Annotated in this window: 19 protein-coding genes and 1 tRNA gene; 6 read left to right on the top strand and 14 right to left on the bottom strand. The window is 37.6% G+C overall.

All coding sequences use genetic code 11. The features are described 5' to 3' along the window. The first annotated feature begins 1 nt into the window (after position 1). A complete protein-coding gene (locus tag GQ61_RS05920; protein WP_085784438.1) occupies positions 2–760 on the top strand; it encodes a hypothetical protein in 759 nt (252 codons plus the stop codon). Positions 761–936: 176 nt separating this feature from the next. After that, a complete protein-coding gene (locus GQ61_RS05915) occupies positions 937–2,580 on the top strand; it encodes an ankyrin repeat domain-containing protein (protein ID WP_085784437.1) in 1,644 nt (547 codons plus the stop codon). Here GQ61_RS05915 and GQ61_RS05910 read toward each other — a convergent pair. The 4 genes from GQ61_RS05910 to GQ61_RS05895 all read right to left on the bottom strand — a co-directional run bounded on the left by GQ61_RS05910 (position 2,577) and on the right by GQ61_RS05895 (position 6,115). Beyond that, a complete protein-coding gene (locus GQ61_RS05910) occupies positions 2,577–3,425 on the bottom strand; it encodes a helix-turn-helix domain-containing protein (protein ID WP_085784436.1) in 849 nt (282 codons plus the stop codon). The genes GQ61_RS05915 and GQ61_RS05910 overlap by 4 nt on opposite strands. A 207-nt stretch (positions 3,426–3,632) precedes the next feature. After that, positions 3,633–4,472 carry an oxidoreductase gene (locus GQ61_RS05905; RefSeq protein ID WP_085784435.1) on the bottom strand — a complete coding sequence of 280 codons (840 nt, stop codon included), beginning with the start codon at positions 4,470–4,472 and terminating at the stop codon, positions 3,633–3,635. 87 nt (positions 4,473–4,559) lie between these two features. Continuing rightward, positions 4,560–5,864, bottom strand: a complete 1,305-nt coding sequence (locus tag GQ61_RS05900) for a type II toxin-antitoxin system HipA family toxin (protein ID WP_085784434.1) — start codon at positions 5,862–5,864, stop codon at positions 4,560–4,562. Further along, complete coding sequence (locus GQ61_RS05895) at positions 5,864–6,115, bottom strand: helix-turn-helix domain-containing protein (protein WP_085784433.1); 252 nt, start codon at positions 6,113–6,115, stop codon at positions 5,864–5,866. Before GQ61_RS05895 ends, GQ61_RS05900 begins: the two co-directional genes overlap by 1 nt. 305 nt (positions 6,116–6,420) lie before the next feature. On the opposite strand from GQ61_RS05895, the gene GQ61_RS05890 reads away from it, so the two are divergent. Together GQ61_RS05890 and GQ61_RS05885 are read left to right on the top strand one after the other, a co-directional pair. Next, a complete protein-coding gene (locus tag GQ61_RS05890) occupies positions 6,421–6,672 on the top strand; it encodes a hypothetical protein (RefSeq protein WP_157111156.1) in 252 nt (83 codons plus the stop codon). Between the two features lie 206 nt (positions 6,673–6,878). Continuing rightward, complete coding sequence (locus tag GQ61_RS05885) at positions 6,879–7,751, top strand: TraB/GumN family protein (protein ID WP_085784431.1); 873 nt, start codon at positions 6,879–6,881, stop codon at positions 7,749–7,751. A 65-nt stretch (positions 7,752–7,816) separates the two neighbouring features. Here the strand turns inward: GQ61_RS05885 and GQ61_RS09440 are convergent, their stop codons facing one another. The 5 genes from GQ61_RS09440 to GQ61_RS05870 all read right to left on the bottom strand — a co-directional run bounded on the left by GQ61_RS09440 (position 7,817) and on the right by GQ61_RS05870 (position 11,194). Next, positions 7,817–8,170, bottom strand: coding sequence for an IS1 family transposase (locus GQ61_RS09440; RefSeq protein WP_198157280.1), 354 nt, complete (start codon positions 8,168–8,170; stop codon positions 7,817–7,819). Beyond that, positions 8,086–8,361, bottom strand: a complete 276-nt coding sequence (locus tag GQ61_RS09260; protein ID WP_198157290.1) for a hypothetical protein — start codon at positions 8,359–8,361, stop codon at positions 8,086–8,088. The genes GQ61_RS09440 and GQ61_RS09260 overlap by 85 nt, the downstream gene beginning before the upstream one ends. Positions 8,362–8,439: 78 nt before the next feature. Continuing rightward, a complete protein-coding gene (locus tag GQ61_RS09435) occupies positions 8,440–8,529 on the bottom strand; it encodes a transposase-like zinc-binding domain-containing protein (RefSeq protein ID WP_157111104.1) in 90 nt (29 codons plus the stop codon). 175 nt (positions 8,530–8,704) lie between these two features. Continuing rightward, complete coding sequence (locus GQ61_RS05875; protein WP_157111155.1) at positions 8,705–9,748, bottom strand: hypothetical protein; 1,044 nt, start codon at positions 9,746–9,748, stop codon at positions 8,705–8,707. A gap of 249 nt (positions 9,749–9,997) precedes the next feature. Beyond that, a complete protein-coding gene (locus tag GQ61_RS05870; RefSeq protein ID WP_085784429.1) occupies positions 9,998–11,194 on the bottom strand; it encodes an ISNCY family transposase in 1,197 nt (398 codons plus the stop codon). Between the two features lie 395 nt (positions 11,195–11,589). Between GQ61_RS05870 and GQ61_RS05865 the strand changes: the two genes are divergently transcribed. Beyond that, complete coding sequence (locus GQ61_RS05865; protein WP_085784428.1) at positions 11,590–12,036, top strand: hypothetical protein; 447 nt, start codon at positions 11,590–11,592, stop codon at positions 12,034–12,036. Positions 12,037–12,101: 65 nt separating this feature from the next. Here the strand turns inward: GQ61_RS05865 and GQ61_RS09310 are convergent, their stop codons facing one another. The 5 genes from GQ61_RS09310 to GQ61_RS05840 form a co-directional block, all read right to left on the bottom strand. Beyond that, positions 12,102–12,716, bottom strand: coding sequence for a nucleotidyl transferase AbiEii/AbiGii toxin family protein (locus GQ61_RS09310; RefSeq protein ID WP_269747293.1), 615 nt, complete (start codon positions 12,714–12,716; stop codon positions 12,102–12,104). A 67-nt stretch (positions 12,717–12,783) separates the two neighbouring features. Continuing rightward, positions 12,784–13,125: a nucleotidyl transferase AbiEii/AbiGii toxin family protein gene (locus GQ61_RS09305; RefSeq protein ID WP_085784426.1), complete on the bottom strand. Its 342-nt coding sequence runs from the start codon at positions 13,123–13,125 to the stop codon at positions 12,784–12,786. Then, positions 13,118–13,711, bottom strand: coding sequence for a DUF6088 family protein (locus GQ61_RS05850; RefSeq protein ID WP_085784425.1), 594 nt, complete (start codon positions 13,709–13,711; stop codon positions 13,118–13,120). The genes GQ61_RS09305 and GQ61_RS05850 overlap by 8 nt, the downstream gene beginning before the upstream one ends. A gap of 659 nt (positions 13,712–14,370) precedes the next feature. Next, on the bottom strand, positions 14,371–15,000 hold the full coding sequence (locus GQ61_RS05845) for a hypothetical protein (protein WP_085784424.1): 630 nt from the start codon (positions 14,998–15,000) through the stop codon (positions 14,371–14,373). Positions 15,001–15,387: 387 nt separating this feature from the next. Next, positions 15,388–15,463, bottom strand: a tRNA-Lys gene (locus GQ61_RS05840). A 103-nt stretch (positions 15,464–15,566) separates the two neighbouring features. On the opposite strand from GQ61_RS05840, the gene GQ61_RS05835 reads away from it, so the two are divergent. Then, positions 15,567–16,472 carry an RluA family pseudouridine synthase gene (locus GQ61_RS05835; RefSeq protein ID WP_085784423.1) on the top strand — a complete coding sequence of 302 codons (906 nt, stop codon included), beginning with the start codon at positions 15,567–15,569 and terminating at the stop codon, positions 16,470–16,472. The last annotated feature ends 9 nt before the right edge of the window (positions 16,473–16,481 follow it).

The raw sequence follows: 16,481 nt of genomic DNA, 5'->3' as shown, positions 1-16,481 counted from the left end.
GGTGAAAAAGTTTTTATACATTTTAGGATTGATGATAACCTTTTCAGAAACGTCTTTTGCAAGCGAGGATTTTCAAGAAGACGTTTCTTCTACCCTTCGTTTCAAGACCTTTACCACACAATTGATCGTGGAATTTGATAGCGCACAGCAACAAACACCGACGGCTTGGATTAATGAACAACTGTATGGCATGGGTACAGAATTACTCCTTGAAATTAGAAACGGCTGCTATCAAAAGAAAAAAGAACTCGAAGAGTGCATTAACACTCTCAAGACTCACCATACGAAAGTCTCCTCTAAAAAGAGTGACTCTAAGAGAAAGAGCAGCTCTTCTGAGAAGAAAAAATTTCAGGAAAACCCAGACACAAACATGATCTCTGTGCAGGGTCTTTTGCCTATCCAAGGTCTTTTAGGGGCTTATGAGTATATCATTACACTCATCAACATTAAGCTTAGCACACCAACACTACAAGACCTCCTTCCTGTTGAGGAGTACAAAGATTTTGCAGCGTCACTCCAAGCTCAATCTACTCTTGCCACAGAAGAAGAGCTTAAGGGATGGATTCATCAGACTGTTCCTACTTTAAACAGAGAAAATCTTGTAAAAGCTCTGGAAGCTTGCGTCTCTAAAAGGATAGCCTTACGGGAGACACTTCAGAAATTACACTCTCATGAACTTAATACAGATAAAGTACAAAGCCTTTTTGAGGCTTACACCCTAGCAATCGACCTGATTAAAGAAAAATATAGATCCCTTTAATCTAGGAATAGAGATTTTTCAGACATCCTCTTTCTTAAGGAAAAGTCCTTTCATCCCTCTCTAAACTCTTTACCCTCGTGAAAATCACGGGGTTTTTCATATTATTTTGACAAAATGGTTAATAATGTTATCTAAATAACGCACACACGTAATTCCAATATAGAAGATCATATGTCATGTTATCATTATCCAAATTATTTTTAATACTTTCCTTTTTTTTCCTAAATATTTCATCAGAACTCCAAGCATCTCAGGAAACTATAAAAGAAGAGATAAGCAATGAGAATACTCCCCCTGCAAATCTCAGAAGAAAAGTAAGACGAGAGACAGAAGAAAATAAAAAATTACCTGAAATTTGTCGACAAATTCGTAAACAGGAAGAGTATGAAAATCCTTATACAGCCGCTGTAAAGTTAACCAATAGCTCAGACCAACAGGATAAGATTCGTGGATTCTCCCTCTTAAAGTCTATAGCTCTGCAAAATGGTCATGAATATCAATATGAGGCTGCTCAAGCTCTCATCATTATTGGTGATAAAGAAGTTGGGAGAAATGCCCTAATATTTATTGCTCAGAAAAATAATCATAAGCATCAATATGATGCTGCACTCTCTCTCTTTAAGATTAATTATCATACACCTGAAGTTCTACGTAAACGTTCTGATGTAATCTCTAGAAATATTGGTTTAACTGTAGTTCAATCGATTGCTCAACAAAAGGGTCATGTACATCAATATGAAGCAGCTCAAGCCCTCTTCAATTTTGGTGAAAAAAAAGAGAAGGAAGGTAGCAAAAGTATTTTAAGATCTATTGCTCGGCAAAAGGGTCATGGGCATCAATATGATGCAGCTAAAATCCTTCTCAATCTTGGTAATAGAAAAGATAATGAAATTGGCAAAAGCGCCTTAAGATCTATTGTTCAAAAAGAGGGGCATGCACATCAATATGATGCTGCAGATTATTTATTCGAGCATGGTCATGAAGAAGACAAAGCTTTTGTGAAACCTTATATTATTCAAGAAATCCGAGACACCCTTATCGATGGACATCACCGAGAATTCCTCATCCGTTTCTTTCTTAAACAATGGTGTAGTCCTGACGATCAAAGATTAGGTTTTCAATTAATGATTGAGACTTCTCCCACTAAAAAGAGCTATAATGAAGCGCTTCAGAAAGCTCTTTTATTGAAAAATGCAGAAGTTGTAAAAAGCTTACTACAGCAAGGGGCCAGTTTAACATATGTACGTGATGGCTACTATTCCAACCTTCAAGTGGCTCTAAACTATGGAAAAAATTTGACTTCGGCTTCGGCTTCAGTCCTCAAAAACATTCTTGATATTATTGCGGAAAGAAAACAAGTAGAAATAAATACGCCTCTCGATACAGAAAATAATACCGCTCTTCATTTAGCGACATTGTGGGGATTTAAAGATACTGTTCAAAAGCTCCATGTTGCAGGGGCTCTTTTATCTCTTAAAAACAGAGAAGGAAAAACAGCTCTTCAGATCGCTGAAGACACTATTTTAAAGAGAGATCGTTGGTTGGCAGGTTATAGAAAAAAATATTCAAGTAATCCTGCTGCTCTGAGCGGCTTAGAAAAAAAATGCGATGCTGCTTCTCAAGTAATCCAAGAAATCGAAAAATATTTGAAAGAAGCTAAGCAATGCGTTCCTTCTTTAAAAACAAAGCTCATGGGATTTATACAACAAGGACTTATAGTACAGACGATCTCTCAAAAAGATTTAGAGCGTCTGCCTTCCGACCTTAAAGAAGAAGTTCTTATGAGCACACTCAAAGGAAACGAGTTCCTCGGCGGCTAGTAAGAACTCGAGTTTTCTTTCTTAACATTGAAGCAATAAGGGCTCGAATAAAATAGCTCTATAAGTTGAGATTTCGCATGAGTCTTCGCTTTGATTTTAATATTATTGAGATGAAACTCTATCGTTCTTGGTGAAAGTTTTAGTCTGAGGGCTATTTCCTTGATGCTCTTTCCCGACGCTAGAAGCTGCAAACACTCCATTTCTCTTCTCGTTAACGAGATTTTCTCACCAGATGGCAGATTAAACCAAAAATTAATAATTTTTGTTTGATCAACAAAATTTTTATATTTTTCTCTAAACGCGCGATCTGGACTTTTTTGAACGTTATAATTCTCATATGAGAATGTTATTCTATCATAATCTATATCACACTCTTGAATTTTAGAAAAAAAATACAAGATAAAGCTATGAAGAATCTCTAAGTGATTCAGATAAATATTGATCACTTCAAAATTATCTTTATCTGTTCCAAAATGCCAGGATTCAAGAATATCTTTTTTTCTTCGATAGATACCATAGCAATGCCAAATCTCATTTTCATGAAGCGCTTTCAACATATCATTATTTTTCTCTTCACTGGGAGGCCAGTAAAATCGACGTTCACTAAATTCAGTCGCTTCTAGATCTACATATTCATAAATAAATCTGTTTTTAAAAGTAGAGGAAAAATAGCTATTAATCCAATTAACATTAGAACACAAAACCAACGATTTTTTTTCTTTCAAAAACTGCTTGTTATACGAAAAATAGGTGAAGTCAAAATTTTTAAAAAGAGGGTGAGCAATGGAAGCTACAAGATTGGAAATTTCTGGAGGATATTTCCTTTTGTCACTCTGTTTTGTCATTGTAAAGATCCTCTCCTCTATATTCGAGAGATAAATACCTCAAATAAAAACATCTATTATCTTATCATTGACATAGAAACATAGCATCTGAGAATTTTAGAGATAACTTTCTATGCAAACACCTTTCTTGGGATCTGAAAAGCTCATAGAAGGACGTACTGCACATTACTACGCCAGCCATGAGCTTTGTTATTAGTTCAGTATGTTCTATTCAAAAGAAGTATTTAAAGATTCTTCTTTCCACGCACTCATATCTTTTTCAAGAGCGCTTAGCTTTTGATGCAAGCGATCCAAAGCATTTTTTCCAAGAGGAAGATGAAGGGGAGGATGCTCTGCATGAGCCACTTTTACGATGACACGTGCTGCCTTTTTGGGATCTCCCTCTTGTTTCCCATTGTTTTCTCCCCATTGGTGTATCGCCATTCCACTGGTGATAGCGTACTCTTCTATTGTTTTCTGAGCTCTTTTAATAGAGCTGCCTAAGAAATTTGTTCGGAAGGGGCCAGGTTCTACGAGCGTCACGCTTATATTAAAAATTTTTATCTCTTGGGACAACGCTTCGCTGAATCCCTCGAGGGCAAATTTACTAGCATTATAAAGCCCAGCGCCAGCACCACCAACAAGACCTGCAATGGAAGACAATTGAATAATATGGCCTGATTTTTGTTGACGCATAATGGGGAGGACTTGCCGGGTTACTTCTAGAGCTCCAAAAAAATTAGTCTCCATCTGCGCACGCGCTTCTTGATCGCTAATCTCCTCTATTGCGCCTAATAGGCCATACCCCGCATTATTCACGAGAACATCTATCCTGCCAAAACGCTTAAGTACTTCATCCAAGGCTTTTTTTATTTCATCTGGATGAGTTACGTCCATTTGTACAGCAAAGGTGCGCCCTGGGACAAGATTTTCAAATTCTTGAAGTTGATGCGCATGGCGAACAGTCCCAATCACTGTGTCTTTTTGATGGGCCGCTTCTTGTGAAATCATTCTCCCCAATCCCCCAGAAACTCCTGTAATAAACCAGATTTTTTCGTTTGTAGACATACGCACCTCCTTTATGATTTGTTTTTATAATAATTGATCACGCTTACTTTTCACATCTTAATAAAAAACTATCTTTCAAATAAGCCGCTATACGGTGAGGAATTTCATCCTTTTTTTATAAGCATCTTTCACAGATTTATGAATGCTTTGAGGAAAACCTGGAGGGAGAAAGTATTCTATTTTTTTAAACACTGCGGGCGTTTGATCAATAATATCTTGGATGATTTTATCAATGACAGATTTAGAAAGGCCCGCTCGTTCTCCCGTCTGAAAGAAGTGACGCCGATGAATATCCTCTATTTTGTAATGACGCGCCTGACCGACGGACATGGCAAGCTTAACTTTTTTCATTTCGATGTGTCGTGCCGAGATGCTCGGTTGTACCGTTAAAACATCATAAAATGGCGTAAGTTTATACCCACTCCCTGGTGCTAAAAAGATACTAAAATTTTTTGCATGCCCGTCTGTGGCTCCCAACAACCAAAAAAGAATCTGACATTTAAAAAATTTTTGTTGGTCTTCGAGAGCTTCATCACTGCCTCGGAGTAAGCGCATAATGTCATGGATTCCTGGACCCCCTTGATTTTGATATTTACGGGTAGGAGGAACGGAAAGTGCCTGACAAAAGTCTTCTTGAGGCAAGCGGATTAATCGACCATCATCAGTCCACAACCGGTCAAAACGCTCTATAACAAGAGCTTTTGTTTTACCAAATGTCTGGATATGAGCTTGATTCACAGGAAGGTGAAACGCTTCTAAAATTTTTAAGCAATAAAATTCATTCTCAATACTATTGGAAAGATCAATCCCTCCTGGAAGGTGACCAATTTGGGTTTTTAAAATATGCGTTGTTGGTGTTGTACCTGTCGGTTTGATCCATTGATTATCTTTAAATAATAGCGCTGTTTTTTCCTGAACCCCTGCAAGGGAAATTCGAAAATCACTCTCCAGATCAAGCCCCAAAGGAAATCTCCCTAAGTTAAGAAGCATCTTCTCAATATCGTCTTCATCAACAACGGTGCCTTGGATTTCGTGTTTGGGTTTTATGGACACACCTTCAGGAATAAATTGCAACGCTCCTACGCAATCTCTGCCTATTTTTGCAAGTAAACTATAAGCATCAATGCCGTCCGCACCCAAACGTTCAGCCATGTGTCTTCGCATCGTGTCTGAGTCGGGCAGAAGATTTTCAAATACAGAAGAGACGGCTGCTCCTTTATAGGGATCTTCTCGCAAAGGAAGAGAGAGAGAAATCGGCATCGCATGTTCCCAGCGAAGCCAGAGAGAATCATACGAAAAAGTAATAGATCCATGCATCTCTTTGGTCAGATGGCCAACAAGACGATTATTCATCAAGACCGTCAAATGCACGTAAGCGCGACGACGTCCCATTAAAATATTGCTCCCATTTTGGAAATCTTATTTTTACGTCGCGGTTGTATCACAACTTCAAGATCAAGCGCCGCCAAAAGATCAAATAAGGTTTCGAGCTTCGTACCTGGAGAACCTTTTTCAACTCGAGAGATGGTTTCTTGCCATAACCCAGATTTTTCTCCTAACGCACTTTGGCTAATATGAAGCGCACGACGGGTTCGATGAAGAATCTCACCGACTTGTTTGGGCGTCCTTGCAGTCTGTTGCATTTTGTTATTCCTACATATGATCTTTAAATCATAAAATAAAAATATGATTTGTCAATCATAAAAATTATATATGATCTGTATATCATAAAATTTATGAGCTTTTTATTATCGCGGACATCCTGCAAAAACACTCTGCGCTTGCAAACAAGAATATCAGACTATAAATGTTAAGGATGGGCTATAAAAAATTCAAATTTCTCCTCACGCTAACGACCGTAACATCGATCGTACTTTCTCTCATTTTTTTTATTCTCTGCCTCGGAGGGGGTGGGGTTTTAAATGATCTTTATTTTGCCTTGGATGAAATGCGCGATTTAGAGGCAAAAAACCTTCTTCATTCTCCTCCTGCAGATATTTCCCCCATTACACGCCGGGAAATAGACCTTGTTCATAATTCCAAGGGGTTAGAGACTTATATACAAGAGAACCATCGCACCCTCTCACAATTTGAAAAAGTATTAAGTATTTTTATCGTTCTCTCGGTGCTGACACTCACTTTACAAGTTTTCCTCTATTTTTATAGGCGATTGCGTCGACACAGAAATCGTATGATTTAAAGTGTTTGGTAAATAACGAAGCAGCCATAGAGGGAATACTCTTATCGTATCCACATTCTTACAATCGGAAACTCTCCTGAGATCTTCAAATAATCCTCTAAATCCTTAAGGCTCCCAATTTTAGTTGGTATTATCAAAAGGCTGTTTTTTCTTGCATTTTTAAAGGAAAGAAGGCTAAAAAGTGTTTTGACTTAAAGGAAAAATAAATGAGACGTTTCTTTTTACTTTCATGCTTTATTTACAGCATTTCTTTATCAGCTTCTGACATCAAAATGCACCTTATCGAAGAAGACCAAAAAATAACACCGCAGACCTTTCATATAAGCAAAGGAGATGTTTCTTTTGATCTTATGGGGACGCAACATAATTTCCCTTATAAATGGTTACATCCAAAGGCATATCAGCTCATTGAAAGCTCAACCTTATTTGTAAGTGAGATTGAACCCCTTAGTGAAGAAGAAAAAATCATTTTATGTCAGCAGAACTTCCCAAGGAGGCCATCGGATCAAGCTTCATTTGATAAGTTATTTCAAACACAAGAATATAAACAGCTTCCCTCACCTCTAAAAATAGCTTTTCAAGAAATTGTGAACTATGAGCTCAATTTTGGTTTTACCCTCTCATTGTTTTCCCGATATGCTTATAAAGAAACCTTTATGGAAGGTATGGATTTTTGTATTGAAAAGTCCTTTCAAGCAGCTGGGAAACGTACATTAGGACTTATCTCCTTTAAAGAACAATTGTGCAGCGATGACAGTCATGGTTTGTCAAGACTCTCCTTCGATGAGATTTCATCAGAATTAGAAAAGCAGCAGCTCAATTTTTCTTGTTTTTTTTATCTCGAGGACCCTTCACCCAGAAGCTATCCCCGAAGCCTTGATGACATACGCCAGCAAGTCAAGGAAGAGCAATTTCTAAATGACCGCGACCCAGCTTTTATACAAAAAAGCATAAGGATCGCAACTAAAAATCCAGAAGATAAAGTGCTTGTAGGAGTTGGCATTTTTCATCTGCCATTTATGCTTGATGCTTACACCAGTGATGGCTGGACAGTCACAAAATTATTTGAAGATCAATAATTAAAAAATACGAGAGTACTTAAAACAAAGTTTCTGGAAAGGCTTCAAATTTATGGGAGTGTTAATTAAAAGATAGACGAGAATTTTTCTCTGATTATTTCAAAATGGGTGGGTTCCTGCAGAAACCGCGAAAGACGCAAGGAAAGATCAACCATATCTTTGCTTCTTGAGACAATTCTCGTTCTTCTTGCCATGCGCCCTAAGTGATGCCTGGTATTCGCGTTATCACTTTCAATACGAGTCGTTCCTGACTTTCCAATGATATGCCTCTCTTGAGGAAGAATCTGGGAGTAAACCTCCCAATCATCGGTGTAAAAGTTTCCTTTGACGTGCTTTACTTTTTCATAAAGTCTTTGGAAGGTTTTAGCATTACGATGGCCTGTAACCCAGGCAAGGGTTTTCCCTTCATGACGATCCAAGGCTTTCCAAATCCAGAGTTTGTTTTTTTTGAAGTGACATAATGCCACATCTCATCAAAGTCAATATCATAGGTCCCTTCTGGCACTTGAGGGGGCGGAAGGTCCTCACAAAAATTACGAATCCAGTGGTAAACAGCTGTTCTCGAAACCTTAAAAAGTTTTGCTATGAATCCATAACTTGATTTTCCCATTCCATACAACAGGACAGCTAAAGCCTGAGCTTCAACAGGCGTTTTCTGTCTCCGATCACCTTCGATAAACGACAGACCTCATTCTTTGCATTTATATCTTTGATGTTTTCTTGCCTTCCCATTTCTTACAAGTTTAAAGCTTCCACAATCCTTACATCTAACTTGCATTTCTGCCTCCTATCTTTGTTTGAAGGCTGTATATCATGTCTCTCTTTTAATTAACACTCCCGATTTTTATTAACTCAAACTCATACGTACTAAACCTATCAAGAATATTAGTTTGTCATGATCGTAGGGAAGGATAAGGGTTACCTCCCTCTATAAGAGAGAAGTAACCAAGCTTTTACTTTGTTTTCAGAACGAAGTTTGAAATTTTTCGATCTGTGAATTTATCACTGTAGGCGTTTTCTTTGGAGGAGAGCTTAACCTTAACGCGGTAAGTATCTTTTTCTATTTTATAGATGTCGAATTTATATAATGCATCTAGTATGGTATTATAAGTGCCTTTCGTCAGATAATGTCTAAGAGTATCTCTTGAATCTTGTACTTTTAAAGATTGATGAAAGTAATAAGGCATCTCATTCTGACTAAAGTGGAAGTCGTCTATGTGTATTCCACTTTCATCATCAGAGCATGGGAAAAATTTAAATTTTAATTCGTTATATGACTTATAATTTGATAAACTAATCTCAACGGGGTCTGTATTCTCTTTGTCCTCAAAATAATACATAAGAGAAAACAATACGGGATTATTTGAATAGCTGAAATCATCAAATGACGTTTTATTCCTAGTCTTAAATTTCTCGAATTTGGGAGTTAGTTTGTATGTGTCGTAAATATCTTTACCAAACAAAGTCTCAAGTACATATTTTGAAAAATATTTTAGATTTATGGTGTCCTCTTCTGTGATTTTGATTTCTCTCTGGGAATTTAACTTAATTCCAGGCTTATACTGGGCTACACATTGAGTTAAATAGTCAACAAAATCAGGTAAACCATAAATGCTATTCCCTAGAACTCTAGCAACACCCTCAACCTGTACATATTCACTTTCACTCACTTGCTGCGCTATTTTAATCTTTGATTGAGCCGCGCTAGTAAAGTTAGGCTCCTTACTAGGTTCGTTAGAATCATCTTTAGGCCTCTTAGTGTCATACAGCGCTAATGATTTTGGTTGAGTATCTTCATCATCCCCCTTTTTTGCGCGTGCATTAAGAGATTGTAAGGTTGATAATTCCAAAACGGAGGGGTCATAATTAACCACCTTGACTGAAGTTGATCCAGAGTTTTCATGCGTTCTAATGCCTTCTAAAAGATCCTCTGTTGCGTAAACGGACGAGCAAGAAAATAATGATGTAGTGATAAAATAGAGAAAAATTTTTTTCATAAGTATATATCCAAATATATTTGAGAGTTGACTATAGATTGTTTTCCTTTTTGTCATATATTATTTCTAAAGAGAGGTCAATTTTTTTAGTAACAAAAACAACCTCTCCCTCCTCTTAAAGATTTTTATGATTCGCAGAGCAATGTCAATAACACGTGAAGATGGCCGAAGTAATTAACACGTTAGTTGACCGATTTTTGCCCTTATGAGAGAAGTGAAGGCCGTAGGCCTGAACGAAGCTCATAAGGGCTAAGCGGCGATTTTATGACAGGGCACCTCCTGCTCGTCCTTAAGATTTCCGTATTCGTCGTATTTACCTAAACACAAGTGCCCGTAGAAGATTCCGAGCGTCTTATCTTCGTATATATGTACCGTTACAGTTGTCCTCACGTAATGGTACCTGAGATCATTTTTGGGAATCTGTAAGGTAAGGCCTTCATATCTTACTGTATTATCATTCTGGACAATCCGTTCCTCCTGAATACACAAAATATCCCGTAAATCAACTCTCACCCAGGGAATAAAGGCACTCTTTTCCTCTTTTGCAGACACAGAGAAACGCTCATTGTGACGAGGAATGTATATATTCCTCAAATAGGCATTAGCCTCTTCAACCGTTTTGATCCCTTTTAAAACAAACTCTTTTGGAAGACGATCCTGCAACGTCCCAAATAACCTTTCACTTCTCCCTCTTGCTTGTGGACTGTAGGCAGCTATATGACGAATACCCAACTGCTTTAAAGCTCGGCCAACCTGTGTCAGATGGGTCTTGTCTACTTTGCCTCCCGCTTGTGGTGTTAACCAATAATGGCTCCCTCGATCCGTATAAAGGGAACAAAATAAACCATAGAATTCTATTGTCTCTCGAATCCCTCTCAGAGAGCTTAAAGTATCTTCCTCTTCCACAAGAAAAGCCGATGTAATATTTGATGTGGCATCGTTAAGGGAGACAATCAGATCAAGGTTATAATCTAAATGAGGAAGCCAACGATGAGTCGACCCATCTTGGTGCAGCATCATCCCTGCCATTGGGCGACGTTCTCGCCTTAAACGATGATCCCCTCCTCGTTTACCCCGCTTAACCAAATGAGCCTCTTCAAGCTTATTTCTTGCCCAGTTATAGCTTCTCTTAAATCCATGTTCTCTCACTGCAAACTCGTGAAAGTGGCGGACACTGAAACCTCGATACATCTCAGCATAAAGCTTTGTTATAAAGTCAACTTCTCGATCGGCTGCACGGTGAGGACTCTGGCGACCAAGTCGTAAGTCAAAATGTCCATTAAATCCTTCTGAATCATAACGTTGCCGTTTGCGATAAAAGATCCTGACTGATATGCCCAGAATTTCTGAAGCTTCTTCACAACTCAACCTTCCTTTTTTATGCCCTTCATATATTTCTTCGAATCTCATCTGGTGAATGTCCTCTATGATTTGTGGTTTTCTCATATGGACCTCCTTTCAAGGTCCATCCTCTCATCGGACAACTCACTTGTTAACTAAATCGGACATATCACTTGTTTGCGACAATGGGCAGATTTTAGTTGAAATGATGACAATTGATCTGTTGTAGATGGAAACTCAGGATTCAAAAAGAAGTGATAATTTTTTCGTATTTGCTCCCCATTTGCTCCCCCGGCCCATTTAGATTATTTGTAGATTTCTTGGGAACCACCAATTTAAATGGTGGGCGCTACAGGAATCGAACCTGTGACCCCAAATATTATTCGAGATAGCTGTAAAAATGCTCTGAGCCAAAAATAGAAATAATAAAATTGACCAAAACTGATAAAAGCTACAGAATTAAAAAATAAAGCATTATTTGCAGAAAAGTTGATTTGCTGATGAACAAAAGAAAATTTCAAGACCAACAGATTTGTATCAGTACTTTTAATGTTATATTATTGCTCCTCCCAATCTTTGGTATTAGTTTTGTTATTTATACGTGGATTAGCTCTTCCTTTTCATCTTTAGAAAAAGAGATTACTAAAATCAGCGAACAAACAAAGGAAATAAATAATATAAAATCGGATGTCCATGCAATGCTTTACAACGAACGAAAAACTCAAGGAGAGGCGGTAAAAACCTCATCTCCTCAATTAGCAAGTACGCTCAATTCAGATGCTCTTGCGCGTTATAGTCTTGAACAGCATATGCCCTCTACAGAATTTAATCATGCTCTTGAAATTTTGAAAGCTAAGCCATTAACTGAGGCTAAAGCCGCATTAAAGGAGAAAAACCTATTTAACGCTTCACAGATCAAAGCGATTTTCAACTCAGAAAAAAAGTGATTAAGTCAATTTTTTTCATATCCGTTTAGCTGGAAACTGTACGAAGTTATTTTATAACTACACTCTTAGGGCTTTTTTATAAGTTTTTTGTTAAGCTGAGTTTCAATTTCTTCCAGCTTTAATAAAATTTCTTTCATAGAAGGTATGGCTTTAGCGTTAAAAAACATTTGTTCCATTTTCTTATAATCCTCTTCAATCTCTTTTAAACGATCACCGGGTAGAAGATGAATGCCTTCTTGGAAAATTTGGTCGTATTTAGCCCACGCAGAAGGAAAAAAGGTCTCTTTATTTTTAATAACTGTTTTTAAGAGATCCATTTCTTGCATTGCAGCGTTTAAGTAACCCCTCCTATTGGCTAATTGGTAAACATCGTAGAAATGACGCGATAGACGTTCAGGGGTGGGTTTATCTACTGGCCTATTATATTCCGCATGGAGAAGCGTAGCTTTCTCAAAGAATGTTCGTGTTGGTGATAGGACGCTCGCTGAAACATTCAATCTATCTAACTCTGGAATATGTTGATGGATATATGATGTGATCGTTATTCGCTCTGATGGAAAATTATCTCCTCTAATGCCAAACTCTATCAATATTCTTGGCTTGATGTAGCTATATTGGCCTTCAAAATAGCTTGGATAAAAAATTTCAATTGAAAATGGATCTTCATCGGTAGCACGTATTGTGACTTTTTCTCGTGATGATTCCTCGAGAGATCTTTTTAAGAACGGTAAAATATAACAGTTAATTTTATCTAAGACTTTGTTCTTTTAATATGCCGATATTTTTATCGACAACTTTACGCGAAAGGTGAGAAAAATCTTCCGTTGAAGCATGTTCTGAAAAATATTGCCTATCAATTGTTATATCTATATCTTCACTGAAACGCTCAATAATTTGATAAGCCTTAGAAAGGGATGTCCCTCCTTTAAATAAGAAAATATCAGGTAGATCCTTTGAAAATAGGACATCTAAGATTAAGACAACCCAAAGATCCTTTTCAATAATCGTCGTCTCAGTCTGCATTTTTGATGCAGCAGCTTGTATAATTTCTTTTTTCGTCTTTTGAGATTGGATAAAGAAGTCAGTCATTTAAAACATCTCTCACAAGAATACTCTGCATCCAGACGGGCAGGAGTCCTAACCAGCTTTTCAATTGCTTTTTATCTCTATTATCTAATATTGCTTTGATTTTTGAAGCTACAGCATCAGTGATGCCTTTATTGCCATAATAGTACAACGCTTGAATAACAAGCCCTGCCTTTATATCAAGGCCTAAAAGTTTCCTGGGGCAAACATGTTTGAAAGTCACTGGTACACTTCCTAATGTTAATGAACGATTAGGTCCATCAGTTAGATAAATGTGCTGAGCAGGGACTTGCAAACTTAACCCTAGCAGATTGGCAGCCTTCGCAGGGCTTACCTGCACTTTATACCCAAATTTATGTGCATAAGAGCGCACAATATCATCAATGTTGGGAGAGATGTTTCCTACAATAGGGTTTTTAAGAGGTTTACAATACAATCCGGTTGCAACTTTTAAGATGTGGTTTTTTCTTGAAAGCCTGGAAAGTGTTTGGTCAATTGTATTACGTTGCGCTAAATTTAAGAAATCAGCGGCACTAAAGACTTTCCCCAAAGGGGTTCGGTTTATACGATTCACTAAAACGCTATGCATATTATATACTCCTTATGTCATAAATATAGTATATTTTTATGACATTTTCAAGTTAAAACGTGCTTAAAAATGATAGGGTTAAGACACTTCTTCAGTGATAAGCGTCTCTTCTGTAGGAGATGTATAATGCTCAACTTGTTTAGGGTTTTCGGATTCGAAAGTATTGCTTATAAACGAAGAAGCAATAGAGGAGAGGCTCTTATATCGCATCCACGTTCTTACAATTGGAAACCATCCTGGAAGCTTCAAATAAGCCTCTAAATCTCGATGGAGGCTAATTTCAGTAAGGATAATTAATCATACATAGTCTACTTAAGAGAAAACAAATTTCTCCAAGAAATAAAAGAGTCAAATATAGTATACTACGTGCGTGATGATCCATACGCTGCTCTTTCTGAATCTCATCATTTTAACCATGCAGAGAGAATACGTGTCTTGTCATACCTTTTTGTCTAAAATTTTTTTGCCGTATGCACGCTTCTGTGGAGAAGAATTAGAAATTTAAGAATCATTCTAAAAGATTTTAAAGAACGGTTGGATTAGGGTCATGGTTGGTCTCAATTGGAATCAACCTGGCATTGGGTGTGAGGCCATATTCGATGAGCAATCTCTATGAAATAAGCATCAAAATCAAGGGTTCCAAAATAAAGGAAGAAAACTTATACAACCTTTGAATACTTAGATTTGTAGGCTTTTTCAAATTCTTGCCTCAGTATTGTAATGGACTTCATGATCTTCGGAGAATAATCTTCAAGGTTCAGTGCATCACAGTATAATACCTTTTTAACAGCATCATATTCCCCAAGACATGCATCTATAATCAGAAATTTAAGAGTTTCGTGTTCTGGAACATCTTCTTGGAATCCTGGAATGAACAAAACAACGATAATTCCTTCTTTTTCTTCTATAAGCTCAAATAAAATGTCTGAATAACTGACTTTCGTATCATTAATATTAATAAGGAGCTCATTTAAGTTCAATATAGGTTGTCTAAACTTATGAATTATTAAACCATCTAGTTCTGGCTTTTGTTTGTATATTTCTTCAACATCCGAAAACGCTTCTTCTATACCATCCGCACTAATGGTTATTTCATAACTATTCCCCTCTAAGCGACCTAGCTCTAGGGTTAGATTCTCATTAATTTTCTTAAGAGGCTTGTTGAATACATTAAAAAACGCATTTATTCTTTTGTTAGAATCCCATAGGATGGAAAGATCCTTAGAATGCTGGCTAACTATATTCCAGAATTGCTGAATTAATTGAGTTTTTACTTTGTCATTATTCATGTGTAAGCTTTCCTTAAAATTAAGGAATCAATCCTTCATCACCCTATAAATCGTCTGCTGGAACTCTTCCCCCTTCTGTCTAGACAAATTTTATAACAAATTAAATATAATTCCTTAATTTTTCTCTTTAGGAAATTCATTCAGTTCTGCTTCAATTTCATCTGTCGTTGGAAGAACTTTATTAAATCTTGAGAGGAGAAATACGGTTAAAAAGTGAAATTTATAGGATTCATTGATCATTTCTTGCGCTAAATGTGAGTTTAGAGAGGGTAGTTAATCTGTTTAAGACGGGGTATTATGATTCAAAAAGAAGTGATGATTTTTTCGTATTTGCTCCCCCAGTCCATTTAGATTATTTGTAGATTTCTTGGGAACCACCAATTTAAATGGTGGGCGCTACAGGAATCGAACCTGTGACCCCCTGATTAAAAGTCAGATGCTCTACCGGCTGAGCTAAGCGCCCGTCAAAAAGACATGGCTAACATAATTTTAGAACTAGCTAAGGTCAACACTTCTTTTCAGAAAGAATCTTGGCTATTTTATTCGAAACTTGCTAGAACCCATTTATGGCAGAGATTATTAAAATTCAACCAGAAGACAGTGGCCAACGGTTAGATCGTTGGCTGAAGCGGCATTTCAAGGGATCTATCCCCTATACTTTGTTGCAAAAACTGATCCGAACGGGTCAAATTCGCCTTAATGGGAAACGTATTAAAACAGATACGATTCTTGAGGAAGGTCAGGAATTACGTCTTCCTCCCTTAGCACCGTCGGAAAAACCCATAAAGACACCCCCTAAAATACGCGCAAGCGACTTGGAAGCCTTTCAGGAAAGCATTCTCTATGAGGACAATGATGTTTTGGTCTTGAATAAACCCATTGGTTGGGCGGTTCAAGGGGGAACGAACCTAAAATTCCATCTGGACCAAATTCTACAAAATCACCCCACCTATGGACGTTTGTTTTTAACCCATCGTTTGGACCGAGAGACAAGCGGTGTACTGATTTTGGCAAAATCTCGAGAAGCTGCTGCCTTTATAACCCAAGCTTTTAAAGAAAAAATTATCGAAAAGACCTATTGGGCCTTGATTGTTGGAGAACCTCCGCTCGATGAAGGAGAAATCCACGAACCCCTTGAAAAGAAAACACCCCGAGGAACGATGACCGTCGATGCCGAAACCCACTATAGGGTTTTGGGGGCTAAAAGGGGCATCACCTGGGTAGAACTTATGCCCTTAACCGGCCGTACGCATCAACTCCGTCAACATATGGCCATGATAGGATGTCCGATTCTAGGGGATGGTCTTTATGGAGGTCGGGAGGCTCACCCTTTTGGTAAGCGCAGTGCTCTCCATCTTCATGCCCGTCAAATTAGTTTTACGGGGCCAACAGCAAAACAAATTCAAGTCCAAGCTCCTTTACCCGAAGAATTACTCAAAACTTTTCGTGAATTAGGCTTAAAAATTCTCTAAAGAATAAAT

This window comes from Candidatus Nucleicultrix amoebiphila FS5 (assembly GCF_002117145.1).
Classification (GTDB): domain Bacteria; phylum Pseudomonadota; class Alphaproteobacteria; order Caedimonadales; family Nucleicultricaceae; genus Nucleicultrix; species Nucleicultrix amoebiphila.
This window is presented reverse-complemented; position numbering and strand designations above follow the sequence as displayed.

Coding starts and splice junctions, on each gene's coding strand:
- GQ61_RS05910 (WP_085784436.1), bottom strand. CDS start 3,425: ATGACAAAACAGAGTGACAAAAGGAAATATCCTCCAGAAATTTCCAAT.
- GQ61_RS05890 (WP_157111156.1), top strand. CDS start 6,421: ATGCGCGATTTAGAGGCAAAAAACCTTCTTCATTCTCCTCCTGCAGAT.
- GQ61_RS05875 (WP_157111155.1), bottom strand. CDS start 9,748: ATGAAAAAAATTTTTCTCTATTTTATCACTACATCATTATTTTCTTGC.
- GQ61_RS09305 (WP_085784426.1), bottom strand. CDS start 13,125: ATGACTGACTTCTTTATCCAATCTCAAAAGACGAAAAAAGAAATTATA.
- GQ61_RS05845 (WP_085784424.1), bottom strand. CDS start 15,000: ATGAATAATGACAAAGTAAAAACTCAATTAATTCAGCAATTCTGGAAT.
- GQ61_RS09260 (WP_198157290.1), bottom strand. CDS start 8,361: ATGGGAAAATCAAGTTATGGATTCATAGCAAAACTTTTTAAGGTTTCG.
- GQ61_RS05870 (WP_085784429.1), bottom strand. CDS start 11,194: ATGAGAAAACCACAAATCATAGAGGACATTCACCAGATGAGATTCGAA.
- GQ61_RS05885 (WP_085784431.1), top strand. CDS start 6,879: ATGAGACGTTTCTTTTTACTTTCATGCTTTATTTACAGCATTTCTTTA.
- GQ61_RS05895 (WP_085784433.1), bottom strand. CDS start 6,115: ATGCAACAGACTGCAAGGACGCCCAAACAAGTCGGTGAGATTCTTCAT.
- GQ61_RS05850 (WP_085784425.1), bottom strand. CDS start 13,711: ATGCATAGCGTTTTAGTGAATCGTATAAACCGAACCCCTTTGGGGAAA.
- GQ61_RS05835 (WP_085784423.1), top strand. CDS start 15,567: ATGGCAGAGATTATTAAAATTCAACCAGAAGACAGTGGCCAACGGTTA.
- GQ61_RS05900 (WP_085784434.1), bottom strand. CDS start 5,864: ATGGGACGTCGTCGCGCTTACGTGCATTTGACGGTCTTGATGAATAAT.
- GQ61_RS05905 (WP_085784435.1), bottom strand. CDS start 4,472: ATGTCTACAAACGAAAAAATCTGGTTTATTACAGGAGTTTCTGGGGGA.
- GQ61_RS05865 (WP_085784428.1), top strand. CDS start 11,590: ATGAACAAAAGAAAATTTCAAGACCAACAGATTTGTATCAGTACTTTT.
- GQ61_RS05915 (WP_085784437.1), top strand. CDS start 937: ATGTTATCATTATCCAAATTATTTTTAATACTTTCCTTTTTTTTCCTA.
- GQ61_RS09435 (WP_157111104.1), bottom strand. CDS start 8,529: ATGCAAGTTAGATGTAAGGATTGTGGAAGCTTTAAACTTGTAAGAAAT.